The organism is Azospirillum sp. TSH64, assembly GCF_003116035.1.
Classification (GTDB): Bacteria; Pseudomonadota; Alphaproteobacteria; order Azospirillales; family Azospirillaceae; genus Azospirillum.
In genome coordinates this window covers 4,357,479-4,381,959 of the sequence record NZ_LGQW01000015.1, presented here as the reverse complement: position 1 = coordinate 4,381,959, position 24,481 = coordinate 4,357,479, and the positions used below count along the sequence as shown (strand labels likewise).

Genomic DNA, 24,481 nt, shown 5'->3' with positions numbered 1-24,481 from the left:
CGACAATGATGCGAATCACTTGCATTTGCGATGTGGCGAAGCGCCGCGGAACGGTCCCGTCCTTACGGCGCCGGGGAGAAAGGGGTGAAGCGCCTCTCTCATGGGCGACAATTTTTTCGATTTTTCCCGAAAAAAAGCGAAGGAGTGGGACGCGTCCTCGCGATATCACTCTCATTCTGTGTGAAAATCAGGAGGCGATTCCAATTCAAAATAGTAAAGCTTACTTTTTGCTGCGCTGCAACCAACGTGTGTATTCCACTCTCTGGCGTCGCGGATTGCTGGGCAATGGCGTCCTTCACCGCCAAAAAACATTGAAATTCATATAAAAATCATATCAGAAATATGTATTGAGAGACGTTCCATCATATTTTCCTGAATATTTTCAGTATCAGTATTGCCAACAAAAATCATACCCTGGTATGACATTCAGAATCTAGAACTTTTATTTCCGAAGCAAATTCGATTTACCAATTCTTTGGAGTTACGAATTAGCCTCCGAAACACTTCTGCGCAGCGGTTGTGTGTCTGGAGCTAGCAATGCAATCGAAATCAGTCACACGTCCGCACATCGTTCTGCCTGTTCTGACGATGACTGGAATCATACTGTTTTCTTGTCTGATTTATGCAAAATTTTATGGAAATGCTGCTGCAGATTTCACCTTTTCTGCTACGCGGATGTCGCTCGATTCCGCAAGCAACCATATGGCGATCCTGGCGGCTGCAATTCCGGCGGTCCTGTGGTCAGCCGGCCGGCTGCTGCCTTCTTTCCCACGGTTGGCCGGCGCCACGCCCCTGCGGGGGCTGATGGTGGTGGCAGGGGCCATGCTTGCATTCTGTGCCATGACTTTGCCGGGGCTCGCGGGTCTGCTGCCAGCCGAGGCGGTGCGCGGCTTCTTCTACGACGCTGCCGTGATGCTGGTCGTCTGCCTTCTTCTGGTGTTTGAAGGGCTGCTTTTGCTCGCCGCCCGCCCGGGCTGCGGGGATGCGGAGCCGGCATCGGCGGTGGGCCGCATGCGCGCCGCCCTGTTCCTGTTCATGCTGGCGGAGGAACTGTCGCGGTCCTTCCTGCCGCTCTACGCCCGCGAACTCTACACCCCGGTTCCCGGCCTGTCCGAGACCATGATGATGGGGCTGCCGATCGGGCTGTTCATGGCTCTGGTCGCCGTCTTCACTCCCTTCGCCGGCCATTGGGCCGACCGGTTCGGCAGCCGCCGCACGCTGCTGCTCGGCACCCTGCCGGCGGTGGCGGGATTCATCGGGACGGCGATGGCCGGATCGATGGCGGAACTGTTGTTGTGGCGCGGGGCCTGCGCGCTCGGCTATGCGGTGATGTTCATCGGCGCTCAGGGCTTCGTCGCCCGCCACACCCCGGCGGACCGGCGCGCACGCGGCATGGCGCAGTTCGTCGCCGCGGTGATCGTCGCCGGCCTGTGCGGCGCGCCGCTGGGCGGCATTCTCGCCGATCAGTTCGGCTATCGCGCCACCTTTGCGGTTTCGGCGCTGCTGGCGCTGGCCGCGGCGGCGGCGGTGACGCTTCTTCCGGCCGACCGGACGGAGCGGGTGCGACAACACCCCTTCCGCATGGGCGATGCGACCGCACTGCTTGCCAATCCCCGGTTCCTGGCGTTGCTGCTGTTCTCGTCGGTGCCGACGAAGCTGATGCTGACCGGATACCTCTTCTATCTCGTCCCGGTGTCGCTGCATGCGGCCGGTGAGACGCCGGCCGGGATCGGCCGTCTGATGATGACCTACGGGCTGATCATCGTCCTGCTCGGCCCGTGGGTGTCGAAGGTCGCCGACCGCACCGGCCGCCATGCCCTGTTCGCCGGGCTGGGCGGGCTGGTCGGCGGGGCCGGCACGCTGGCGATCCTGCAGGAACAGGGCGTCGCGGGAATCCTGATCGGCATCGCCGCGCTCGGCGTCGCCCATGCCTTCAACAACGCCACCCAGCTGGCTCTGGTCCCGGAGGTCTGCCGCGCGGACTGCGCCCGCATGGGCGATTCCAGCGTCTTCGCGGTCTACCGCCTGCTGGAACGCGGCGGTTCGGTGATCGGTCCGTTGCTGGCGGCGGCGATTGCCGACCGCTTTGGAGCGCAGGCTGCGCTGGTCGCTCTCGGTGCGCTCGGCATGCTGTGCGGGACCGCCTTCTGCGTCGTCTTCCTGCTGGCTCCGTCCGCCTCGCCGGCAGCGGGAGAGGCTGTCCGATGAATTCCCCCGCTTCCAGCCCCGTGCGTCATCCCCCGATGCCGCAAACCCCGACAGCCTTGTGTCCCTCGCCCCCACACCCATCGATCACGGAGGCTTCGACGCCCATGCCTGACCAGATGCTCGTGGAGCCAGTTCCGACGATGCCTTGCCCGTCCTTCGCCAGGGGAACCCTTCCTGCCCATGGCCGCCACGACGGCGCGATGGAGACCCTGCGCGTCACCCTGGAGGCGCTGGGGATCGGATCCGTCGAGGACATGACCTGGAAGAACTATGAAACCATCATGCGGGTGGTCGAGCCGCTGATCGGTGCCGGCCATCGCCTGCGCCATTTCGACTATACACACAGCGCGGCACTGCAACTCGGCACGGTGGAGCGGCTGCGCACCGACTACACCATCCGCCTCGCCTACACGGAATGGGGCAGCCCGCAGAACCCGGCGCTGATATGCCTGGGGGGAATCGCCAATTCCGCCCGGCGCTTCGACTATGTCGCACGCGCCCTGTCGCACCGCTACCATGTGCTGTGCCTCGATTGGGCCGGGCGCGGCCGCAGCGGCTGGCTGGCCGACCAGTCGGACTATAGCTTCGACGGAACCGTCGCCCAGGTGCTGGCCCTGATCCGCCACAAGCAGTTGGGACCGGTCACCCTGCTGGGGTCCTCGCTCGGCGGCAGCGTGGCGATGCGGGTGGCGGCAGAGGCTCCGGATCTGGTGGAACGCCTTATCCTGAACGACATCGGCCCCTTCATCCCGACCGAACGGCGGCGCCGGCGCGCCGAATCCGTCGCCCGCCACTATGTCTTCCGCCATCCGGCCCAGCTGTTCCACCGCACCGGAGCGGCCCAGAAGAATGACGGGCCGGTAGACGACACCGTTCTCCTGCACAACAGCTTCCACCAGACACGCTGGTCGGAGGAGAATGGCGGCCGGGTCTACCGCCACGACATCCGGGCGCTGCAATGCTACCGCGACGGCGCCATCCAGGACCATGACCAGTGGGACGACTGGCAGGGCATCGACTGCCCGGTGCTGCTGGTGCACGGCATGATGAGCGACGCCCTGCAGGAGGCGACCATCGCCCGGATGATGGGCAAGCCGGGGGTGAGCGTCCTGCATGTGCCGGATGTCGGCCATACCCCGACGCTGAGCGATCCTCTGCACATCGATGCCCTGGCCCGCTGGCTGTCGGCCCCCCATGCCCTGCCGGCGGAAAGCACCATCGGCTGGACCGCGGGTGCTGCCCGCATCCTGTTCCGGTGAGGGGGCCGGCGATGAGTGACGGCTTCCATTTCGTGCGCCACGGCGAGACCGACGACAACCTGCGGGGCGTGCGCTGCGGCGGCGACCGGGACATTCCCTTGACCGAGCGTGGGATCGAACAGGCCCGCCAAGCGGCGGAGCGGCTCCGCCGGTCCGGCCGGGCCTGCGGTCTGGTGATCGCCGGTCCGCTGGACCGCACCGCCGTGACCGGCGCCGTCTTCGCCGAGACGCTGGGCGTTCCGCTTCTCAGCCGGGACTGGCTGCGCGAACGCAGCCTGGGGGCATGGAACGGCCTGCCGATCGAGCTGACCCGTCCCTGGTTCGCCGCCGGAGAGACGCCGCCGGGAGGAGAGAGCGAAGGCGCCTTCGCCGCCCGTGTCCTGGATGGGGTCGACGATCTGGCGAACGGACCCGCCGGACTGCTGGAGCACCGGCCGTTGCTGGTCGGCAGCAAGGGCGTGGCCCGCATCCTGCTGCACCGGCTCGCCGGGCGGCCGGGTGTCGAACTGGGAAATTGCGAGGTCGTGGCCTTCACCCGCCTGTCCGCCCCGCCGGGCGGGCCGGGATGGTGGCGGTGCGACCCGCTGGCAGCTCCACTGGAAACCCCGCTGGAGGCGAAAGCCGGGGCCTGCTGCCCGGCCTGACCGGAGAATCGGTCGGAAAACCAATCGAAAATCGATGCGTGGATGCCGCGCGATGCCGCGTGGATCAGGAGTAAGGAGAAGGGCGATGAAGCTCAAGATTGGTACGCGGCTCATGCTGCTGGTGTTCGGCGTGGCGCTGCTCAGCACGCTCGCCGGGGCCACCGTCCACCTGACGGGAACGCGCACGAACCTGATCGAGCAGCGCAAGGCCAAGGTCAAGGAGATGGTCGATGCGGCCGCGTCCGTCATCGCGCTCTATGGCGAGCAGGAAAAGTCCGGCAAGCTGCCGCGCGCGGAGGCGCAGGAGCGGGCCCGCGATGCCGTGCGCGCCATGCGCTATGGCAACGGCGAATATTTCTTCGTCTACGACTATGCCGGCGTCAGCCTGGTTCATGGCCTGCGCCCGCAGGTCGAGGGCAAGAACCTGCTGAACCTGAAGGACCCCGACGGCGTCCCGTTCAACGTCCAGATGACCGAGGCCGCCAAGGCCGGCGGCGGTTTCGTCGCCTTCCGCCACAAGCGTACCGACGACGCCGATCCGACCCCGAAGATCGCCTATGCCGCCGGCTACCAGCCCTGGCAGTGGATGGTCGGCACCGGCGTCTACACCGACGACGTCGATGCGGAATTCCGCGCCCGCATCTGGCGCGAGCTTGGGGTCTCGCTGCTGCTGCTGGCGATCAGCGTCGGCATCGGCATCTGGGTGTCGCGCGGGATGTCGCGCCCGCTGCTGGCGATCCGCGACGTGCTGGGCCGCATCGGCGGCGGCGACCTGACCGTTGCCGTGCCCCACGCCGACCGGCCCGACGAGATCGGTGATATGGCCCGCGCCGTCGCCGGGCTTGCCACCACCCTGCAGGGCGCCCGCGACGAGAGCCAGCGCGCCGACCTGGAACGTGCCGCCCGCGACCTTCAGCGCGAGCGCCTGTCCGTCCGTGCCGCCGAGTTCGCCCGCGCGATGGACGAGGTCGTGGCGACGCTCAGCACCACCACTGTGGCCCTGCACGAGCGCACTGCCGCCCTGACCAACGACGCCGCCAGCACGACTGACCAGGCGCATGCTGCCGCCGGTGCCGCGCAGGGTGCCTCCGACAGCGTCGAGTCCGCCGCCCAGGCCAGCGAGGAACTGCGCGGCTCCATCGCCGCGATCAGCCGTCAGGTCGAAAGCGCCGCCCAGACGGCATCCCGCGCGGTGACGGAGACCTCCAATACCACCGGGATCGTCACCGGCCTCGCGTCGGCCGCCGAGCAGATCGGCGCGGTGGTGGAGCTGATCAACTCCATCGCCGGCCAGACCAACCTGCTGGCGCTCAACGCCACCATCGAGGCGGCGCGTGCCGGCGAGGCCGGCAAGGGCTTCGCCGTGGTGGCGAGCGAGGTCAAGAGCCTCGCCACCCAGACGGCCAAGGCCACCGAGGACATCCAGTCGCAGGTGGGCGCGATCCGGGCGGCGACCGCGAACGCCATCGGCGCCATCGAAAGCATCGCCAGCCTGATCACCAACCTCAGCGCGCTGAACGGCGAAGTGGCGTCGGCCGTGCAGCAGCAGGAGGCGGCGACCCACCAGATCTTCGCCAACGCCCGCGCCGCCGCCGACAACTCCCGTCGCGTCACCAGCAGCGTCGGTTCGCTGTCCTCCACCATGACCACCACCAGCGAGCGGATGCGCCTCGTCTCCACCAGCGTGGAGAGCGTCTCGGAGCAGTCCGATCGGCTGAAGGACGAAGTCCGGCGCTTCGTGGCGGAGGTCAACGCCGCCTGACCGTATAGCCTGACCGGCTGATGCGGGGCGGATTTCCGGCGGTCCAGGCTGCCGGAATCCGCCCCTTTGCATTTTTGGCCGCAATTCAGCCCTTGCCCCGCCGCGAAACCGGCAACCAAATAGGGGCCATCGAACGGGATGACAGACAATGACGGAATCACACAAGGATCCCTTCGCCGCGGCGGCATCCTTCACTGCCGGCGTCTATGGCACCGGATTGCGGCCGGTCCGGGCGGAGCGGCTGGCAGCGGCGGCGCGGCGTCTGCTTCAAGCGGCAGGAAGCGAGGCAGAGGAGGCGGCGGTCGTCGCCGACCATCTGGTCGAGGCCAATCTGCGCGGGCATGACAGCCACGGTGTCGGCATGCTGGCGATGTACATGCCGGCGATTGCCGCCGGGCTGCTGCGCCCCAACCGGCATGCGACGGTGATCGGCCGGTCCGGCCCCTTCCTGGCGGTCGGCGGCGACAGCGGCTATGGGCAGGTGATCGCGCGCGAGGCAACGGAGCTTGCCATCGAGCAGGCGCGGCAGGACGGGTTGGCCGTGCTGTCGCTGCGCGACAGCCACCATATCGGCCGCGTCGGTTCCTATGGCGAGCAGTGCAGCGATGCCGGGATGGTCATGCTCGCCTTCGTCAATGTCGTCACCCGCCCGGCGGTGGCGCCGCATGACGGCACCCGGCCGCGGCTGGGCACCAACCCGATCTGCATCGCGGTTCCGGCCACGCAAGCGACACCGGCCTTGATCCTGGATTTCGCCACCAGCGCCGTCGCCGTCGGCAAATGCCGCGTCGCGATGGGCAAGGGGCAGGAGATGGCGCCGGGCCTGCTGCTCGATCCGCAGGGCGAGCCCACGCGCGATCCCGGCGTGATGTTCCAGGACCCGTCGGGCGCCCTGCTGCCGCTGGGCGGGCACAAGGGTTTCGGGCTGGCGCTGATGTGCGACGTGCTGGCGGGGGCGCTGGCCTCGGCGATGCCGGGCACGCCGTCCCACCAGGATTCCGGCCGGGTGATGAACAACATGTTCGCCATCGTCTTCGACCCGGCGCGTGGCGGCAACATGCAGTGGGCCGCCGATCTCGACGATCTGGTGGCCTATGTCCGCGACACGCCCACGGTGCCGGGGGCCGATGCCATCCAGATGCCGGGCGAGCCGGAAACCCGCACCCGCCGCCAGCGTCTGGCCGACGGCATTCCGCTGGACGGCGCCACGCTGGCGATGCTGGACAGCCTGGGGCGGGAGCGCGGGCTGGCTCTTGGCGAACTGCTGGCCTGACGGCCGGCCGTCAGGCCAGCAGCTTCACGGTCGCATCGTCCGGCCGTCCGTCGCAGAATCGGTCGAGTGCCTTGCGGTAGAGATCTCCCCCCTCTGCCGCCGCCTGGGCGAACAGGGTCATGGAGGAGCGGAACTTCAGGTCATCGGGTGAGCCGAAGATCTCGTGAAGCGTCCGCCCCTGCACGGCCAGCACGGTTTCGGTTGCCTGTGCCAGCCGGCTGCCGAGTACCGGGTGAGCCAGATAGGCCCGCGCCTCGTCCAGGCCAGCGATGCCGTAGAATTGGGCGGTGGGCGAGCGGCCGAGGTCGCGCAGCTGCGGGAAGATAAACCACATCCAATGGGTGCGCTTGCGGCCGTCGCTCAGCTCCGCCAGCACGGTCGCATAGACCGGGTCCTGAGCCTTGACGAAGCGCTGGAGGTCGAAAGGATCGCTGTCCGGCATGGCGCTGCTCCTCGTTCCTGGGGTCATGCCGAGACATCGGATGCAGGCCGGCGCTTCGCAACGGTTGTTTGTCAGGCTATAGGGTCCGGCCGCTCCGGGCGTGGCATCCTCTGGGCGTGGCATCCTTGCCGCTGCCGGGCGATCAGCCTCCGTCGATCTCCACCCGCATGCGGACGAGGTCGCGGTTCCAGGTGATCCTGCATTTGTCGAGGTTCAGCCGCGTCATGTAGACATAGGCGGTCCTGCCGACGTCGTCGAAATTGCGGCTCCGGCTGTCCGGGTCGAGCAGAGCCGGGTAGTCGAAGGCCGCCGCATCGCCGCAGCCGTAGCGGAACAGCAGGGGGGTGGCCCACAGAAGCTCCGGCTTCGACCACTCGACCAGATCGGCGGAGGTGGTGGTCCAGACGCCGGTGCGGCCATCACGGGTCATCGCCACGGTGGCAATGAACAGGCCGCTGGCGCGGTGGCGGACGATGCTGCGCACGGTGCCCTGCAACACGCCGGGGGCGACCGGGGCGCAGACATGGTTCTCCAGTGCGTCGGCGCTCTGGCCGTCGCGCACGAAGCGGACGGAATAGGAGTGGCCGTCCCACCCGCGCCAGCTCTGCGGATCGGCGAGGTTGTCGGTGCGCATCAGGCAGGCCCCGCGCTGTTGCGCGCCGAACCGCTCGGCCCACAGGAAGGCGTACCAGTGGTCGCCGTTGCGGACGATGTTGCTGGGTGCGAAATAGCCGGTGCGCTGGCCGGCATCTCCGCTGTAGGGGTAGGGCAGCGTCGCGACGGTGTGGTTGGGCGGGGTGGCGCTCAGCCGGAAGCTGGCCCCGCCGTCGCTGGAAACCGCCGCGGTTATGCTGTTGCGCCAGCAGCGCATGTACTCGCCGGACGGGCAGAGCGCCCGCCGCTTCTGCGCATGGAATTCGTTGCTGACCAGGGCGAAGACCGTGCTGCCGTCCGGCGTGTAGAAGGACGAGATCCAGCTGCGGTCGTCATGCAGGCGCGGATCGTCCTGCCCGTGGCCCTGGAAGATCACCGCGCAGTTGGGCCGCACGGCATCCAGCGACGGGCCGGTCAGCGCCCGCGCGGTGGAATGGGAGGCGATCAGATGCACCGTGCCGCCGGCATCCCGGAAGGCGCGCGCCGGGGTGTCCGGCGCGTCGCTTTCGGCGCAGGCGTCGCGTTGCCAGGAGGTGACCGTTTCCGGTTCTCCCGCCTTCCTGATCGTCAATGCGTGTGCTTGTGCGGCGACCATGCTCAGCGTGATCGCCAGCGCTGCGGTCCGGCGGAGCATGGCGGCCCTCACTTGCCGTTCGCGATGGACTTCAGGAAGGGCGCCGGTTGCAACCGGTTGGCAAGCAGGAAGTCCAGGTAACGGGCCGCCGACTCGGCACGGTGGCGGTCGTAGGCGTCCGGGTCGAAATTGATCAGCGATTTCAGTCGGCTGCGGGTCAGCGGCATCGTCAGGTCGGCGGCGTCGGCATAGGGGACGCCGGTGTTCTCGCAAAGCTCGCGCGTGCGGGAATCGATGGTGACCGTCAGGCCCATCCGTTCCGCCTGGATCGCCAGGGCGACGCCGTGATAGCGGCAGCCGATGGTCAGATCCTGCTGGCGCAGCGTGTCCATCCAGGCCGGCACGTCATAATAGGAGCGCATATAGTTCCGGCACCAGGCCTTGAACTCCTCGAAGGAGTAATGCGGCACGGTGTGGCGGTGGATTTCCTTCAGCGCATGCGGGTCGATGCTGTCGAACAGACCGCGCGAGGCACGGATCATCTCGCCCATGGACTGGACGATGTACTGGCCGGGCGCGATGGGGTCCATCATCAGGGCGATCAGCTGGTGTTCGATTTCCCGCGTCTTCACCCAGGCCTGATGGCCGCCGGCCACGGTGATCGAGCGCGGCAGGTCGAGCGCCGACCAGGTTGCGTGGATCTTCCGGCCCAGGCCCGGCGCCTGGTTGAGGAAATGTGACGGACAGCCGCCGGGCAGCGAACCGGCGATGCCCAGCTTGTCCAACTGCGCCGTGGTGTAGGCGCCGCGGGTGTAGATGTTGGGCGAGGTCGCGGAGGACGGGTTCGAGGCCGCGATCACCTGCGCCCAGCGCAGCGTGCCGGGGCTGAGTTCGATGTCGTGCTCGTAGCTGTTCGCCTGGGCGCCAAGGCCGATGGCGACGACGGGAAGCCCGGATTTCTCCAGATTCTCCGCCATCTGGCCGTAATCGGTGTGGCGGCCCAGCTGGTTGGCGCAGGGGATGACGATGATGTCGGCGTTGTTCCGCAGCGTCTCCGCCGACGAGCCCCAGCTGAAATGCTTCACCGGGTTGGTGATGTGGCTGCAGATCGAATGCACGAAGGCGAGGTTGCCGTTGTTGTGTCCGATCCCGTTGTACAGGTCGTCGAAGGGGGCGTTCGAGTAGAGGCCGAGATTCGGCGTTTTCCACAGCACCGCGACGCGCAGAGGCTGGGACGGCGCATGGCCGGAAATCCGTTCAGACGCCTGGCCGGAGTTGTGTGGCCGGTCGACAGGGGTGTCGATCACGATGTCTTCAAGCATGTCGGCTCTAGCCTCGGGTCGGTGGATGCTGGAAACAGGCCGACGGTAAGCGCAGAAGAGGTATGACTGCAAGTGACAACCTAAAAATAACACGACATGATCGTTGGGGTGCAGTGTTTAGACTTTCTAATAAAATCTAATCCTTGATTTTGTCTTTCGTGATTTGACTGACGATCGGTTGATCGTCTTATGAAGGTCCATCGAAATTCGAAAGATCATCGATTTTGCGGCGGGGGGTTGAAAGCGGCCATGGCGTGTCCTATTTCCGAAAACGTTCCGCCAAGACAGACGCGGGAACCGAGCTTCGGTTGGGGTGCCAGGAAAATTCGCCTGGGCGCCCCTTTTATGCGTTGTGAAAATTCCTATATAGAGTCTGTTGCGCCGCTGATGGCGCCGGCTCCGACAGAATGGCTTTCGCCCCGATGATCCTTAAGTTTCCCCCGGTTCGGTCGCGCTGATCGCGTGGCCCGGCCGCTCCTCTCCGGCCCTGTGGTGTGCCGGCTGCTGCGACCTCCTTCCCCGGTCGCGGCGCTGCCCGCGGGGCTGGAGAGGACCCCCTCTCCGACCGTTCCAGCACCGAGCACGGTGCACGCCGTCCGGCAGCGTCGAATGCCGGTAACGCAACGAACCAAAAATCGACCTTTCAACAGGACCGACCCGAACAACGCCGGGGCCTTTGCCCGCGGCGCCGCTCCCGTCGGATGGGAGAAAAAGAGACACCATGCAGCGAAACGCTGAAACCCGCACGACCCAAGCCACTGCCAAAGCCACTGCCCAACCCACCACCCAAACCCGCGCTGCCGAACCCCGCTCCGCCGAGCCGATGCAACTTTATCTGCAGGATGCCCGCAAGTATCAGTATCTGACGCCTGAACAAGAACATGATTTGGCGGTCCGCTGGCACGACCGGCAGGATCCGACGGCGCTCGACATGCTGGTCGGCAGCCATCTGCGGCTCGTCGTCAAGATGGCGCGCGGCTATCTCGGCTATGGCCTGCCGCTGGCCGATCTGGTGGCGGAGGGCAATGTCGGCGTGATGCAGGCGGCGCAGAAGTTCGATCCCGGCAAGGGATTCCGCTTCGCCACCTATGCCTCGTGGTGGGTGCGCGCCGCTATCCAGGAGTATGTCCTGCACAACTGGTCGCTGGTGAAGATCGGCACCACCGCCGGGCAGAAGAAGCTGTTCTTCAGCCTGCGCCGCCTGAAGGCACGGATGCAGGAGCTGGAGAGCGGCGACCTGTCGCCGGAAGCGGTGGAGAGCATCGCCACCGAACTGAACGTGTCGAAGACCGAGGTGGTGGAGATGAACCGCCGCCTGGGCAACGACCGCTCGCTGAACGTCGGCCTGTCGGAGGATGGCGATGCCGAGTGGCAGGACCTGCTGGCCGACGACCGTCCGGACCAGGAGACGACCCTGGCCGATTCCGAGGAGCGCCGCCGGCGTCAGCAGTTCCTGAAGCTCGGGCTGGGCGTGCTGGACGACCGTGAGCGCAAGATCCTGATTGCCCGCCGCCTGCGCGACGAGCCGCTGACGCTGGAGGAATTGAGCCAGACCTTCCACGTCTCGCGCGAGCGCGTGCGCCAGCTGGAGGTGCGTGCCTTCGAGAAGCTCCAGAAGGCGGTGATCGCCACCGCAAAGACGGAGCAGCTGACGATGGAGAAGAACCGCCTGCTGACGGTTGCCTGATCTGACTGGAGTTGCCCCGGCTCGGTGGACGGGTCGGGGCTTGCTTTGCTCCAGGCCGGGGCGCGGACTTCAGAACGCTTCAAAAACGGAAGCTTCAGAATTCGTCCGTTTTCAGCGGTCCAGCAGCCGGTTGACCGCGGCGCGGTCTGGCAGGGAGGGGATGGCGCCGGGAGCGGTGGTGGTCAGCGCCCCGGCGGCGTTGGCGAACCGGCAGATTTCGTGCAACCGGTCGGGGGCGAAGGCAGTCCCCACCTCTTCCAGGATGCCGGCCAGCAGTGCGGCGACGAAGGCGTCGCCGGCGCCGGTGGTGTCGACGGCGGTGACGGTCATCCCGGGCACATGGCCGGACGCATCTGCGGTCAGGAAGGTGCAGCCGTTGCGGCCATGCGTCACCACCAGCAGGCGCAGGCCCTCATGCCACAGGCTGCGGCCGGCGGTGTCCGGGTCGGCGCTGCCGGTCAGGAACTCCAGTTCCTCGTCGCTCAGCTTGACGATGGAGGCGGTGGCGATGCCCTGGCGGATCAGGCGTTCCGCCATGTCGCGGTCGGGCCACAGGGCGAGGCGCAGGTTGGCGTCGAAGGACACCAGCCGGCCGTGGCGGTGCGCCGTCTCCACCGCCAGCAGGCTCGCCTCGCGGGCGGCCGGGTCGATCAGGCCGATGGAGCCGGAATGCAGCAGGCGGGCCGCCGCGACGGCATCGCGGTCGAGGTCGGCGGCGGAGAAGCCGGCCATCGGCTCGCCATAGAACAGGAACTCCCGTTCCCCATCCTCGTCGAGGGAGACGAAGGCGACGGGCGTCCGGGCGTCGGGCACCCGGCGCAGGTGGGACACGTCGACCCCGGCATCGGTCAGCGCCCGCGCCAGGAAGCGACCGAAGCCGTCCGCCGCGGTCCGGCCCATGAAGGCGCTGCGCACCCCCAGCCGGGCCAGACCGACCGCGACATTGGCCGGCGCCCCACCCGGCGCCGGATCGAAGGCGCCGATCACCCCCGGCTTTGCCGGGCCGGTGGGCATGAAGTCGATCAGCACCTCTCCCAGGCACAGCACGTCGGCAGTGGCGGCATCACCCTGCGGCAAAGCGGTCATGGCGGGCATGTCCTTCAGTTGGATCCGCCGGCATAGCGGGTGAGTACGGCGCGGGTGCCATCTGTCCACAGGGCGCGAAGCGCGGCGGCGAAGGCGTCGCGGAAGGGCTGCGACCGGCCGACCTCGCCATAAACGTCTTCCATGTCGAGCCAAGCGGTCGGCTCGGTGCGCGCCTTGGCGGCGACCTGGGTCAGGCGGTCCCAGTTGGGATCGTTCGGCTCGATCGGCTGGCCGTCGTCGGTCGTGCCGAAGCAGTAGCGGCACCACAGCGCCGATTCCAGAGCCAGACCCTCGATGCCGGCACCGGCCTTCAGCCGGTCGGCAATGGACGGGACGATGAATTTCGGCTGGCGGTTGGAGCCGTCCAGGCAGAGCCGGCGGATGGTGTCCTTGATCTTCGGATTGACGAAACGGCGCTCGATGATGCCGAAATAGGAGTGCAGGTCGGTGCCGGGCACCGGCGGCACGGTCGGGATGATCTCCTCCCGCTCGATCTTTTGCAGGAAGCTGCGGATCAGCGGGGTTTCCATCGCCTCATGGGCGTAGGTGATGCCGAGCAGGCCGGCCGGATAGGCGATCACCGCATGGCCGCCGTTCAGGATGCGGATCTTCATCGTCTCGAAGGGCGTCACGTCGGGAACGAACTGCACGCCCACCGCCTCCAGCGCCGGACGGCCGGCGGAGAAGCGGTCCTCCAGCACCCACTGGGTGAAGTCTTCGCAGAAGACCGGCCAGTTGTCGGCGATGCCGAAATCGCGGTCGAGGGTCTCGCGCTCCTGCTCGCCGGTGGCCGGCGTGATGCGGTCGACCATGCCGTTGGGGAAGGCGACGGAATTTTCGATCCAGGCGGCTAGATCGACGTCGATCTCCCTGGCGATGCCCAGCACGGCGTTGCGGGTGACGACGCCGTTGTGGGGGATGTTGTCGCAGGACATGACGGTGAAGGGCACTGTGCCGTCGCCGCGGCGGCGGGCCAGACCGGCGACGATCAGCCCGAAGACGGTGGTGGGCCGGGAGGGCAGGGCGATGTCGGCGCGGATCGCCGGATGGCCGGCGTCGAACTTGCCGGCGGCGTCGATGTAGTAGCCGCCCTCCGTCACCGTCAGCGAGACGATGCGGATCGCCGGATCGGCCAGCTTGGCGATGATGGCGTCGCTGTCGCCGACCGGCAACATGCCGATCATCGCACCGGTGACGCGGGCGAGGCTCTGCGCGCCGGATTGCTCGACGACGGTGGTCAGCCAGTCCTGGGGTTCCAGGGCGTCGCGCATGCGTTGGTCCGACGGCATCACGCCGGCGCCGAGGATTGCCCAGTCATGGTCGCGGCCCCCTGCGAACAGGCTGTCGAGATAGACCGCCTGATGGGCGCGGTGGAAGTTGCCGACGCCGAAATGCAGGATCCCGGCGGACAGGGCGGAACGGTCATAAGCCGGCACCGATGCCCGCGCGGCGATGTCCGGGAGAATGGCGGCGGAAAGGGCGATGGTCATGGTCGGGGTCCTGCGGGGGATCGGGGGATCCTCCCTCTCCCCCCCGGGGAGAGGGTCGGGGTGAGGGGGGCGCATGGCGTGGAATGGGTGGGCGGCGTGGAGTACACGAGCCTTGAGTCTTCGTTGTGGGTCCCCCTTACCCTAACCCTCTCCCCGGGGGGGAGAGGGGATCTCGGGGCGGGAGAAGGAGGTTTTCTCAACTCATCCAGTTGCCGCCGTCGACGTTGTAGGTCTGGGCGACGATGTAGTCGGCCTCCCGGCTCGCCAGGAAGATCGCCATGCCGGTCAGATCCTCCGCCCGGCCCATGCGGCCGAAGGGGACGGCTTCGCCGACCATGCGCTTTTTCTCGCCAGGCTGGAGGCCTTCATGCTTGGCGAACAGGGCGTCGACGCCGTCCCAATGCTCGCCGTCGACCACGCCGGGAGCGATGGCGTTGACGTTGATGCCGTGCTTGATGAGATCGAGGCCGGCCGACTGGGTCAGGCTGATGACCGCCGCCTTGGTGGCGCAATAGACGCCGACCAGCGCTTCGCCGCGCCGCCCGGCCTGGGATGCCATGTTGATGATCTTGCCGCCGCGGCCCTGCGCGATCATCCGCTTCGCCACCGCCTGCAGCGTGAACAGGGTGCCGGCGACGTTGATCGAGAACAGGCGGTCATAGCTGTCCCGTGTGATCTCGACGATGGGGGCGAGGTCGAACAGCGCGGCGTTGTTGATCAGGATGTCGATGCCGCCGGCCCGCTCCACCACCGTCGCAATGGCGGCGTCGATGGAGGATTGGCTGGTCACGTCGAGCGCCACGGCATAGGCGCCGGGGCCGATCTCCTCCGCTGCCTTCTCCGCCGCCGCGAGGTTGATGTCGGCGATGGCGACGGTGGCGCCCTCCGCGACATAGGCGGCGGCGAAGGCGCGGCCGATGCCGCGGGCGGCGCCGGTGACGATGGCCGATTTGCCGTCGAGACGTTTCATGGTGGTGAAGCCTTTCATGCCACTTTCGCACCGGCGGCGACGGAAGACAGCGCATTGCCCTGGGCGTCGAAGCGGTGGAGCTTTTCGGTTTGAGGCGTCAGCCAGACGCGGTCGCCGTGATGCACCGGGAACTCGCCGCCGGCCCGTGCCAGCATCGTGCCGATGCCGTCCACCTGCACATAGACGAAGGTGTCGGATCCCAGATGTTCGGATACGGTGACGGTACCGGACCACAGGCCGGAATCGGTCGACAGCGCCAGATGCTCGGGACGGATGCCGATACAGTCGGCGCCGGCACCGCGCGCGATCTCGCCCTCAATGAAGTTCATGCGGGGAGAGCCGATGAAGCCGGCGACGAAGCGGTTGCGCGGACGGCTGTAGAGGTCGATTGGAGATCCCACCTGCTCGATCCGGCCGGCGTTGAGCACCACGATCTTGTCGGCCATGGTCATGGCCTCCACCTGATCGTGGGTCACGTAGATCATGGTGGTGCCGAGGCTGGCGTGCAGCTCGGAGATTTCCAGCCGCATATTGACGCGCAGGGCCGCGTCGAGATTCGACAGCGGCTCGTCGAACAGGAAGGCGGTCGGTTCGCGGACGATGGCGCGGCCGATGGCGACGCGCTGGCGCTGTCCGCCGGAGAGCTGGCCGGGGCGGCGGTCGAGATAGTTGGTGAGGTTCAGCACCTTGGCCGCCGCCTCCACCTTGCGGTCGATGGCTGCCTTGTCGAGCCGGGCCATTTTCAGCGGGAAGGCGATGTTGTTGCGCACGGTCATGTGCGGATAGAGCGCGTAGGACTGGAACACCATCGCCAGCCCGCGCTGGGCGGGCGGCAGGGCGGTGGCGTCCTTGCCGTCGATGCGGATGGTGCCGGACGACACATCCTCCAGCCCGGCGATCAGGCGCAGCAGCGTGGACTTGCCGCAGCCGGACGGGCCGACGAACACCACGAACTCGCCGTTGCCGATGGAGAGATCCAGCGGCGGGATGACGTCGATGTCGCCGAAGCTTTTGGTGACGCGGTCGAGCGTGATCTGACCCATAACGGGTTCCCCCCTACTTCACGGCGCCGAAGGTCAGGCCGCGCACAAGCTGCTTCTGGCTGAACCAGCCGAGAACCAGGATCGGCGCGACCGCCATGGTCGAGGCGGCCGACAGTTTCGCGTAGAACAACCCTTCCGGGCTGGAATAGCTGGCAATGAAGGCGGTCAGCGGCGCCGACTGCGAGGCGGACAGGTTCAGGGTCCAGAAGGCCTCATTCCATGCCAGGATGATGTTCAGCAGCAGGGTGGAGGCGATGCCGGGCACCGCCATCGGCAGCAGCACGAACAGGATTTCCTCGCGCAGGCCGGCGCCGTCCATCCGCGACGCTTCCAGGATCTCGCCCGGAATTTCGCGGAAATAGGTGAACAGCATCCAGACGATGATCGGCAGGTTGATCAGCGTCAGCACGATGACCAGACCGATACGGCTGTCGAGAAGCCCGAAGTCGCGGAACAGCAGATAGATCGGGATCAGCACGCCGACCGGCGGCAGCATTTTGGTCGACAGCATCCACATCAGCACGTCGCGGGTGCGCTTGCCGGGGACGAAGGCCATCGACCAAGCGGCGGGGACCGCGACCAGCAGGCCGAGCAGTGTCGAGCCGACGGAGATGACGACCGAGTTCCAGAAATGGAGGAAATAGTCGGAGCGCTGCTGGACCTCGGCGTAGTTCTCCAGCGTCCAGTGGAAGGCGAGGAAGGTCGGTGGGGTCGCCACCGCCTCTGCCTCGGTCTTGAAGCTGGTCAGGACGGTCCACAGGATGGGGAAGAAGATCACGATCCCGACGGTCCAGGCGATCAGGGTCACGACCAGCTTGTGGCGGTTGGTTGCGGCGCGCGCCATGGTCAGATGTCCAGGTTGCGGCCGATCATCCTCATCAGGAAGACGGCGACGATGTTGGCGAGGACGACGGCGACGATGCCGCCCGCGGAGCCGCCGCCGACATCGAACTGCAGCAGCGACTGGGCATAGACGAGGTAGGTGATGTTGGTGGTGGCGGTGCCGGGGCCGCCGTTGGTCGTCACCAGGATCTCGGCGAAGACCGACAGCAGGAAGATGGTCTGGATCAGCGTCACCACCGTCATTGCACGCGCCAGATGGGGCAGGATGATGTGGATGAAGCGGTCGAGCGCACCGGCGCCGTCCATCTCCGCCGCCTCCAGTCTTTCACGGTCGAGCGACTGGAGGGCGGTCAGCAGGATCAGCGTGGCGAAAGGTAGCCACTGCCATGTCACGATCATGATGATCGAGGACAGCGGCGCCTCGGCCAGGAAATCGAAGGGCTGGAGGCCCAGCGCCTTGGCGATGGCGGCGAACAGGCCGTTCACCGGGTTCATTAGCATGTTCTTCCACACCAGCGCCGAGACGGTGGGCATGACGAAGAAGGGCGCGATGACCAGAAGGCGGACGATGCCGCGCCCCCAAAAGGGCTGGTCGAGCAGCAGGGCCAACCCGATCCCGCCGGCGATGGTCAGCACCAGCACCCCACCGACCAGAGCCAGCGTGTTGCCGAGTGCGGCGAAGAATGCCGGATCGGTGAGGAAATACTGGTAGTTCAGCGTGCCGATGAACTCCTCCGTCCCCGGCATCAGCAGATTGTAGCGCAGGAAGGAGAAGTAGAGCGTCATCACGAGCGGGATCAGCATCCAGCCGAGCAGCAGGATGACGGCCGGAGACATCGTCAGGCGCGCGGCGGCACGCGAGTGGGCGGTGGCCATGGCTCGACCCTTGGGTAACGGCGTTGTGGAGCACGGCCTCCTGCCACCGTCATCCCGGCGAAGGCGGGGATGACGGTGGAAAGAGGTTTTGCCGTGATCTGACAGAACGGAAGGTCAGGCGTGACCGCTTACTTGATGTAGCCGGCCTTGGTCATCTCGCGGGTGGCGAGGGTCTGGGCGGTCTGCAGCGCCTGGTCGGCGGTCGTCTGGCCGGCGAGCGCCGCCGAGAAGGTCTGTCCGACCGCCGTGCCGATGCCCTGGAACTCGGGAATGGCGACGAACTGCACGCCGGTGTAGGGAACCGGCTGGACCGTCGGGTGCTGCGGATCGGCGGCTTGGATCGACTTCAGCGTCAAGTCGGCGAAGGGGGCCGTCTTGCGGTATTCCGGATTGGCGTAGAGCGACGTGCGGGTGCCCGGCGGCACGTTGGCCCAGCCCTCTTCCTTGGCGACGAGGTCGAGATACTCCTTGGAAGTCGCCCAAGAGATGAAGGCCTGGGCGGCGTCGCCCTTCTTGCTGCTGGCGGGGATCGCGAGGTTCCAGGCCCACAGCCAATTGGAGCGCTTGCCGAGACCGGTGTCGGGGGCCAGGGCGTAGCCGACCTTGTCCGCCACCTTGCTCTGCGCCGGGTTGGAGACGAAGGAGGCGGCGACGGTGGCATCGATCCACATCGCGCATTTGCCGGACTGGAACAGCGCCAGATTCTCGTTGAAGCCGTTGGAGGAGGCGCCCGGCGGACCGGCGTCCTTCATCAGCCCGAGATATGTGGTCAGCGTCTGCTTCCACGGGTCGGTGTTGAACTGCGGCTTCCAGTTCATGTCGAACCAGCTGGCGCCGAAGGAGTTCGCCATGGCGCTGAGGAAGGCCATGTTCTCGCCCCAACCGGCCTTGCCGCGCAGGCAGATGCCGTAGATTTCGGCCTTCTTGTCGGTCAGCTTGCGCGCGGCGTCGGAGACGAAGGCCCAGGTCGGCGCCTCCGGCATGGTCAGGCCGGCCTTTTCGAACAGGTCCTTGCGGTACATGACCATCGAGCTTTCGCCGTAGAAGGGCGCGGCATAGAGCGTGCCGTCGGTGGTCAGGCCGCTGCGGATCGAGGGCAGCAGATCCTCGACGTCATAGTTGGCGCCGAGCTTGGTCAGCGGCATCAGCCACTTCTGCTTGGTCCAGATCGGAACCTCGTAGGTGCCGATGGTCAGGATGTCGTACTGGCCGCCCTTGGCGGCGATGTCGGTGGTGACGCGCTGGCGCAGCACATTCTCTTCCAGCGTCACCCAGTTCAGCGTGATGTCGGGATGCGCCTTGGTGAAATGCTCCGACAGCTTCTGCATGCGGATCATGTCGCCGTTGTTCACCGTGGCGATGGACAGCGTTTCCGCCTGGGCGGAGCTGCCGAGAAACGCGGCGACGGCCGCGCCGATCAAGGAAAGCGCACGCTTCATTCCTGTTTTCCTCCCCAAAATCCTGTCCGGCCGCGCCCTGGCTTTCGTCCCGCCGGCCCTTTGCGACTGGTCGCCCGACACCCGGATGCGCTTGCGGCATTCGGTTTGTAGGGCACACCAACACTATGGCGCAGGTGGTTCCGGGCCGCAATATATAAATCACATTGATTTTTATATTCGGCGCCGTATGGCTTGCGGGTTCCGCGGGGCAGGGCGGGGAGCTGGCTTGGACGGTGGGTCCATCGATGCAGCGGAGTTAAGGATTAAGCCGGATTTGCCACCGGCCTTGCTCCCTTGGTGGACTGCTTGCTACGGTGGCGAAGTTTCAAAGGTGATCGATCCAACAGCCATGACCGTGGCCGAGTCGGACTAAATAAATCACTTTGATTTTGTTATGATTGGTTGATATACGGACTGTTGTCGAGGTCTAAGGGCGAGGAGGCGGCGGAAGGATGCGGGGCGGCGATACCACCGGGCTGCGCGCCTACAACGAGCGGCTGGTCATGCATGCGCTGTTGCAGGCCGGCATGCTGTCCAAGGCGGAAATCGCGCGGGAGACCGGCCTCAGTGGGCAGGCGGCGTCGGTGATCGTCAACCGGCTGCTGGAAGACGGGCTGCTGGTCAAGCTGGACAAGGTGCGCGGGCAGGTCGGGCAGCCGTCCACCCCGATCGCGCCAAATCCGGACGGCGCCTATGCGCTGGGGGTGAAGATCGGCCGGCGCAGCGTCGAGGCCATCCTGATCAACCTGCTGGGGGAGGAGCTGGGGGCGAGCCGCGTGCGCTACGACGCGCCGCTGCCGGAGCCGACGATCTCCACCGCCATCGCCCAGGCGGCCGGACTGCTGGCGCATCTGTCGCCGGCGGCGCGCGCGCGGGTGGTCGGGCTGGGGGTCGCCATGCCGGACGAAATCCATGCTTGGTCGGCGGAGCTTGGGCTGGCGCCGGGGGCGCTGGATGGCTGGCGCGATGCCGACATCGCCGGCGCCTTCGCGCGCGAGACCGGGCTGCCGGTGACGCTCTACAACGACGCCGCGGCGGCCTGTGCTGCGGAGATGATCGCCGGTCACGCCATCACCAGCCGCAGCGCGCTCTACATCTATCTCGGGACCTTCATCGGCGGCGGGGTGGTGATCGACGGACGGCTCTACCGCGGCGAGCAGGGCAATGCCGGGGCCATCGGTTCGATGCCGACCCGCCCGGCCGGCCCGGGCACGCCGCCGGGGCAGTTGATCCACGCCGCCTCGATCTTCCTGCTGGAACGCGAGCTGGAGGCCGCCGGCATCGACCCGTCCGCGGCGCTGTCGGCAGTGCTGGCCGACGGCAGCGGCGAGCGGGCGGACGCCATCTTCGACGCCTGGGCCGAAGCGGCATGTGCGGAGCTGTCGCGTGCGGTCGTATCGGCGCTGAGCGTCATCGATTTTCAGGAGGTGGTGGTCGACGGCTTCCTGCCGCCGTCCTGGCGCGACCGCTTCACCCAGAGGCTGACGGCGGCGGTCGAGCGCTTCAACCGGTCGGGGCTGAAGGCCGCGCCGGTGATGGCGGGCTCCATCGGACCGATGGCCCGCGTGCTGGGGGCGGCGATGCTGCCGCTGAAGGCGCGTTTCTCGCCCGACACCGACCTGTTGGTCCGGTCCGGCATGGCGCGGGTTCTGGTCTGACGGTTCAGACTCAGATCACGATGCCGGCCAGGGCGGGGCTCTGGTCGAGGGCGTCGGCGAGCACCTCCAGCATGCGGCGGCAGTCGGCGCGGGTCACCGGGGCGCCGAGGCAGATGCGCAGGGCCTCCGGCACCGCGCCGGCGGTCAGGAAGGTGTCGCTGACCGCGGCGGCGATGCCGTGGCTGCGCAGATGGGCGGCGAACTCCCCACGGGTCCAGGCCGGCGGCAGGGTCAGCCACAGATGGAACCCCTCGGGGTGGGCGGTCCGTGCGGCGGCGGGAAGCAGGTCGCGGGCGATGCGCTGGCGGGCCGTCGCCTCGGCACGGATGGCGGTCAGCAGCGCATCGGCGGTGCCGTCGGCGATCCATTGGCTGGCGACGGCGGCCGGGACCGGCGGCGTGCCGAGGATGGTGGCGCGCTGGGCGGCGGCCAGCCGCATGGCCTGGCGGGCGTCGGGGGCGGCGACATAGGTGATGCGCAGGCCGGGGGCCACGCATTTGGCGAGGCCGACGACGTGGAAGGTCACGTCGGGCGCCAAGGCCGCGATGGGCGGCGGGGCGTCCTGCGGTAGCACGCCGTAGATGTCGTCCTCGATGATCGGGACGCCGTGTTCGCGGGCGATGGCCGCGATGGCGGCGCGGCGGTCGGCCGGAAGGGTCGCCGTCGTCGGGTTGTGCAGGGTGGGTGTGCAGTAGAGCGCCTTCGGGGAATGGGCCTGCACCGCGGCGCGCAGGGCGTCGGGGTCGAGGCCGTCGCCGTCCATCGCCACCCCGACCACCCGCAGGCCGAGCTGCCGGGCGATGGCCTTGAAGCCGGGATAGGTCAGCTCCTCCGTACAGACGGTGTCGCCGGGGCTGGTCAGCATGCACAGCAGGGCCAGGAGGGCGCTCTGCGTGCCGGGACAGACGACGATGCGGCCGTGATCGCCGAGCGGGGACCCGTCCAGATCGGGTAGGCGCTTGGCGAGCCAGCGGGCTCCGGCGGCACAATCCTCCTCCACAGCGCGGAAGCCGGCGCCGGCTTCCGGGTAGCGCAGCAGCGTTTGCGGGTCGAGCCGCAGCATCGCCTGCGACAGGCTGTGGCGCACCCGGTCCAGCAGCTCCGGCGCGTCGGGCAGCGGCGGCTGGTTCATGGTCATGTCGATGACCGCGGGCACGGGGGCGGCCTCGCGCCGGGGCCGGGCGGTCTCGGGAAGAGGGCGGTCCGGCGCAACCTCCTGCGCGCTGACGAAGGTGCCCTGGCCGACGCGGGCGTCGAGCAGGCCGCGGCGCCGGGCCTCGCTGTAGGCGCGGCTGACCGTGGTCAGATCCACGCCCAGCCGGTCGGCGAGCAGGCGCTGCGGCGGCAGCCGCTGCCCGGCAGCCAGCCGGCCGGCGGCGATGTCGTCGGCCAGGGCATCGGCGATGGCGAGATAGACCGGCTTGGCGCGGTTGGTCAGGTCGGGTTGCCAGACGGCGGTGTCCGACGGATCGGCTGGGCCGGTGTGTTCCGGGGTGTCGGATTGCATGGATGTCCTGGCCGTTCCCTTGCCTGATTGCGGCGGCACCGTCGGCATCATATGCGCGCTCCGATCATGGTGCTGCAAGCGTCCAATGCCCCTCTCCCCGACGGGAGAGGGGAAGTCCTCCAGGGGGAGGGTCATGGTGCCAGGAAGACGCTGTCGTGCCGGGCCGGCTGGCCGGCGCCGCTGTCGGGCGTCAGGACGACGGTCACCGGGGTCGAGGAGTCCGGCAGGGCGGAGTGCGGCACGCGGACCTGGATGCGATAGGTTTCCACCGCGTTGGCGCGGGCCGACAGCGACAGCTCGCCGGTCTCGCTGCCGTCGCCGGACAGGCTGAGGCGCGCCTGTAGAAGGCCGGAGAGGCTGAGGCGGTAGTGGCGATCCGTCAGCGACATGTTGGCGATCTTGATGGTGTAGGCGTTCTGGATGCGGCCGTCGCTGAGCGTGACGAACAGCGGCGCCCGGTCGCGCAGGACGGAGACGTCGTTGCTGGACTTCATCGCCAGCGCAATCGCCATCACCCCGCCGACCACGACCAGCATCAGGCCGTAGACGATGGTGCGCGGCCGGATCAGCCGGTAGCGGGCCGGCGGGGTGCCGGCCGCCTTCGCCGCCTGTGCCGTCAGGGTGTCGAATCGGATCAGGTCGCCGGGCCGGCCGATGCGCGCCATCACGTCGTTGCAGGCATCGACGCACAGGCCGCAGCCGATGCATTCCATCTGGATGCCGTCGCGGATGTCGATGCCGGTCGGGCAGACATGGACGCATTGGCCGCAGTCGATGCAGTCGCCGAACCCCTTGTGGGTGCGGGTGTCCCAGCCCTCGCTCTTGCGCAGGGGCGCCCGGCCTTCGCCGCGCCAGTCCTGATAGGTGACGACCTGGCTTTCCTCGTCCAGCATGGCGGCCTGGATGCGCGGCCAGGGGCAGACGTAGAAGCACATCTGTTCACGCATGAAGCCGGCCATGGCATAGGTGCAGGCGGCGATGAACAGGACGGAGCCGGCGGCGAGCGCCGAGGCGTCGAAGCGCAGCAGATCGGCCGCCAGGGATGGCGCGTCGGTCAGGTAGGCGATGCCGAGGAAGCCGGTAACCAGCGAGATCGCCAGCCAGCCCGCATGCTTGACCGTCTTCTTCGCCAGCCAGCCGGCGGTCCAGGGGTGCTTGTCCAGCCGGATTCGGTCGCCGCGGTCGCCTTCCACCCGCCGTTCGACCCAGACGAACAGGTCGGTCCACACCGTCTGCGGGCAGGTGAAGCCGCACCAGACCCGGCCGCCCAGCGCCGTCGCCAGGAACAGGCCGATGGATGCGATGATCATCACGCCGGTGATGTAATAGACATGCTGCGGCCACAGCTGCAGGGCGAAGATGTAGAAGCGCTGGCTGCCCAGATCGAACAGCACCGCCTGATCGGGCAACCCCGGCCCGCGGTCCCAGCGCAGCCAGGGCAGGATGGCGAACAGCGCCAGCAGGACCACGCCCAGCCATGTCTTCAGCCGCCGGTATCGCCCGCGCACCGCCTTGGGATGGATCTTGCGGTGGGAGGCATAGGCAGACGGCGGGTCCGGAGTGTCCGCCGCATGGACGGGGCGGCGGGTGATGATGGGCGCATCGCTGGGCATGGATCACCTGGCACGAAGAAGCCGTCCGGGCGCCCGTCCATGCTCTAAGGCGTATGGAGAAGCGGCCATCCGGCGATGGTGTTTGTATGGATCACTTGTACGGATACGGCAAGGCGATTGTAGGGCGGACT

At 67.4% G+C, this 24,481-nt stretch carries 19 protein-coding genes; 7 read left to right on the top strand and 12 right to left on the bottom strand.

Annotation, left to right across the window (positions count from 1 at the left end; all coding sequences use genetic code 11):
• Positions 1-822 precede the first annotated feature (822 nt).
• The 5 genes from TSH64_RS21205 (at position 823) to TSH64_RS21185 (ending at position 7,146) form a co-directional block, all read left to right on the top strand.
• Entirely contained in the window at positions 823-2,208 is a 1,386-nt protein-coding gene (locus TSH64_RS21205; protein WP_247873073.1) for an MFS transporter, read from the top strand.
• 104 nt (positions 2,209-2,312) lie between these two features.
• Positions 2,313-3,467 (top strand): alpha/beta hydrolase, encoded by a 1,155-nt coding sequence (locus tag TSH64_RS21200; protein ID WP_109448003.1) that lies wholly within the window; start codon positions 2,313-2,315, stop codon positions 3,465-3,467.
• Between the two features lie 11 nt (positions 3,468-3,478).
• The gene (locus TSH64_RS21195; RefSeq protein WP_109448002.1) at positions 3,479-4,111 is read left to right on the top strand and encodes a histidine phosphatase family protein; all 633 of its coding nucleotides are present in this window, start codon (positions 3,479-3,481) and stop codon (positions 4,109-4,111) included.
• An 85-nt stretch (positions 4,112-4,196) separates the two neighbouring features.
• A complete protein-coding gene (locus TSH64_RS21190; protein ID WP_109448001.1) occupies positions 4,197-5,873 on the top strand; it encodes a methyl-accepting chemotaxis protein in 1,677 nt (558 codons plus the stop codon).
• Positions 5,874-6,021: 148 nt separating this feature from the next.
• Complete coding sequence (locus tag TSH64_RS21185) at positions 6,022-7,146, top strand: malate/lactate/ureidoglycolate dehydrogenase (protein WP_109448000.1); 1,125 nt, start codon at positions 6,022-6,024, stop codon at positions 7,144-7,146.
• Between the two features lie 10 nt (positions 7,147-7,156).
• Here TSH64_RS21185 and TSH64_RS21180 read toward each other — a convergent pair whose 3' ends face one another.
• The 3 genes from TSH64_RS21180 to TSH64_RS21170 all read right to left on the bottom strand — a co-directional run bounded on the left by TSH64_RS21180 (position 7,157) and on the right by TSH64_RS21170 (position 10,138).
• Complete coding sequence (locus TSH64_RS21180; protein ID WP_109447999.1) at positions 7,157-7,588, bottom strand: DUF1810 domain-containing protein; 432 nt, start codon at positions 7,586-7,588, stop codon at positions 7,157-7,159.
• A gap of 142 nt (positions 7,589-7,730) precedes the next feature.
• A complete protein-coding gene (locus tag TSH64_RS21175; protein WP_109447998.1) occupies positions 7,731-8,876 on the bottom strand; it encodes a hypothetical protein in 1,146 nt (381 codons plus the stop codon).
• Between the two features lie 8 nt (positions 8,877-8,884).
• Entirely contained in the window at positions 8,885-10,138 is a 1,254-nt protein-coding gene (locus TSH64_RS21170; RefSeq protein ID WP_109447997.1) for a polysaccharide pyruvyl transferase family protein, read from the bottom strand.
• Positions 10,139-10,859: 721 nt separating this feature from the next.
• Here TSH64_RS21170 and rpoH point away from each other — a divergent pair.
• Complete coding sequence (gene rpoH / locus TSH64_RS21165; RefSeq protein ID WP_109447995.1) at positions 10,860-11,825, top strand: RNA polymerase sigma factor RpoH; 966 nt, start codon at positions 10,860-10,862, stop codon at positions 11,823-11,825.
• Positions 11,826-11,936: 111 nt separating this feature from the next.
• Here rpoH and TSH64_RS21160 read toward each other — a convergent pair whose 3' ends face one another.
• The 7 genes from TSH64_RS21160 to TSH64_RS21130 form a co-directional block, all read right to left on the bottom strand.
• Positions 11,937-12,911 (bottom strand): PfkB family carbohydrate kinase, encoded by a 975-nt coding sequence (locus TSH64_RS21160; protein WP_109452890.1) that lies wholly within the window; start codon positions 12,909-12,911, stop codon positions 11,937-11,939.
• Between the two features lie 14 nt (positions 12,912-12,925).
• A complete protein-coding gene (locus TSH64_RS21155; protein ID WP_109447993.1) occupies positions 12,926-14,401 on the bottom strand; it encodes a mannitol dehydrogenase family protein in 1,476 nt (491 codons plus the stop codon).
• Positions 14,402-14,597: 196 nt separating this feature from the next.
• Positions 14,598-15,371 (bottom strand): L-iditol 2-dehydrogenase, encoded by a 774-nt coding sequence (locus TSH64_RS21150; protein WP_109452888.1) that lies wholly within the window; start codon positions 15,369-15,371, stop codon positions 14,598-14,600.
• A 14-nt stretch (positions 15,372-15,385) separates the two neighbouring features.
• On the bottom strand, positions 15,386-16,414 hold the full coding sequence (locus TSH64_RS21145) for an ABC transporter ATP-binding protein (RefSeq protein ID WP_109447991.1): 1,029 nt from the start codon (positions 16,412-16,414) through the stop codon (positions 15,386-15,388).
• Positions 16,415-16,427: 13 nt separating this feature from the next.
• Complete coding sequence (locus tag TSH64_RS21140; protein WP_348770340.1) at positions 16,428-17,264, bottom strand: carbohydrate ABC transporter permease; 837 nt, start codon at positions 17,262-17,264, stop codon at positions 16,428-16,430.
• The gene (locus tag TSH64_RS21135) at positions 17,261-18,133 is read right to left on the bottom strand and encodes a sugar ABC transporter permease (protein WP_109447987.1); all 873 of its coding nucleotides are present in this window, start codon (positions 18,131-18,133) and stop codon (positions 17,261-17,263) included. The genes TSH64_RS21140 and TSH64_RS21135 overlap by 4 nt, the downstream gene beginning before the upstream one ends.
• A 128-nt stretch (positions 18,134-18,261) precedes the next feature.
• Positions 18,262-19,572 (bottom strand): sugar ABC transporter substrate-binding protein, encoded by a 1,311-nt coding sequence (locus tag TSH64_RS21130; protein WP_109447985.1) that lies wholly within the window; start codon positions 19,570-19,572, stop codon positions 18,262-18,264.
• 452 nt (positions 19,573-20,024) lie between these two features.
• Between TSH64_RS21130 and TSH64_RS21125 the strand changes: the two genes are divergently transcribed.
• Positions 20,025-21,230 (top strand): ROK family transcriptional regulator, encoded by a 1,206-nt coding sequence (locus TSH64_RS21125; protein WP_199237623.1) that lies wholly within the window; start codon positions 20,025-20,027, stop codon positions 21,228-21,230.
• 10 nt (positions 21,231-21,240) lie between these two features.
• Here TSH64_RS21125 and TSH64_RS21120 read toward each other — a convergent pair whose 3' ends face one another.
• Both TSH64_RS21120 and ccoG read right to left on the bottom strand, forming a co-directional pair.
• Positions 21,241-22,737: a PLP-dependent aminotransferase family protein gene (locus TSH64_RS21120; protein WP_109447983.1), complete on the bottom strand. Its 1,497-nt coding sequence runs from the start codon at positions 22,735-22,737 to the stop codon at positions 21,241-21,243.
• Between the two features lie 131 nt (positions 22,738-22,868).
• The gene (gene ccoG, locus TSH64_RS21115; RefSeq protein WP_109447981.1) at positions 22,869-24,350 is read right to left on the bottom strand and encodes a cytochrome c oxidase accessory protein CcoG; all 1,482 of its coding nucleotides are present in this window, start codon (positions 24,348-24,350) and stop codon (positions 22,869-22,871) included.
• Positions 24,351-24,481: the final 131 nt, after the last annotated feature.

What these genes read in the sequence shown, in the direction of transcription:
- TSH64_RS21205 (WP_247873073.1), top strand. Translation starts at nt 823, where the DNA reads ATGCTTGCATTCTGTGCCATGACTTTGCCGGGGCTCGCGGGTCTGCTG.
- TSH64_RS21200 (WP_109448003.1), top strand. Translation starts at nt 2,313, where the DNA reads ATGCCTGACCAGATGCTCGTGGAGCCAGTTCCGACGATGCCTTGCCCG.
- TSH64_RS21195 (WP_109448002.1), top strand. Translation starts at nt 3,479, where the DNA reads ATGAGTGACGGCTTCCATTTCGTGCGCCACGGCGAGACCGACGACAAC.
- TSH64_RS21190 (WP_109448001.1), top strand. Translation starts at nt 4,197, where the DNA reads ATGAAGCTCAAGATTGGTACGCGGCTCATGCTGCTGGTGTTCGGCGTG.
- TSH64_RS21185 (WP_109448000.1), top strand. Translation starts at nt 6,022, where the DNA reads ATGACGGAATCACACAAGGATCCCTTCGCCGCGGCGGCATCCTTCACT.
- TSH64_RS21180 (WP_109447999.1), bottom strand. Translation starts at nt 7,588, where the DNA reads ATGCCGGACAGCGATCCTTTCGACCTCCAGCGCTTCGTCAAGGCTCAG.
- TSH64_RS21175 (WP_109447998.1), bottom strand. Translation starts at nt 8,876, where the DNA reads ATGCTCCGCCGGACCGCAGCGCTGGCGATCACGCTGAGCATGGTCGCC.
- TSH64_RS21170 (WP_109447997.1), bottom strand. Translation starts at nt 10,138, where the DNA reads ATGCTTGAAGACATCGTGATCGACACCCCTGTCGACCGGCCACACAAC.
- rpoH (WP_109447995.1), top strand. Translation starts at nt 10,860, where the DNA reads ATGCAGCGAAACGCTGAAACCCGCACGACCCAAGCCACTGCCAAAGCC.
- TSH64_RS21160 (WP_109452890.1), bottom strand. Translation starts at nt 12,911, where the DNA reads ATGACCGCTTTGCCGCAGGGTGATGCCGCCACTGCCGACGTGCTGTGC.
- TSH64_RS21155 (WP_109447993.1), bottom strand. Translation starts at nt 14,401, where the DNA reads ATGACCATCGCCCTTTCCGCCGCCATTCTCCCGGACATCGCCGCGCGG.
- TSH64_RS21150 (WP_109452888.1), bottom strand. Translation starts at nt 15,371, where the DNA reads ATGAAACGTCTCGACGGCAAATCGGCCATCGTCACCGGCGCCGCCCGC.
- TSH64_RS21145 (WP_109447991.1), bottom strand. Translation starts at nt 16,414, where the DNA reads ATGGGTCAGATCACGCTCGACCGCGTCACCAAAAGCTTCGGCGACATC.
- TSH64_RS21135 (WP_109447987.1), bottom strand. Translation starts at nt 18,133, where the DNA reads ATGGCCACCGCCCACTCGCGTGCCGCCGCGCGCCTGACGATGTCTCCG.
- TSH64_RS21130 (WP_109447985.1), bottom strand. Translation starts at nt 19,572, where the DNA reads ATGAAGCGTGCGCTTTCCTTGATCGGCGCGGCCGTCGCCGCGTTTCTC.
- TSH64_RS21125 (WP_199237623.1), top strand. Translation starts at nt 20,025, where the DNA reads ATGCGGGGCGGCGATACCACCGGGCTGCGCGCCTACAACGAGCGGCTG.
- TSH64_RS21120 (WP_109447983.1), bottom strand. Translation starts at nt 22,737, where the DNA reads ATGCAATCCGACACCCCGGAACACACCGGCCCAGCCGATCCGTCGGAC.
- ccoG (WP_109447981.1), bottom strand. Translation starts at nt 24,350, where the DNA reads ATGCCCAGCGATGCGCCCATCATCACCCGCCGCCCCGTCCATGCGGCG.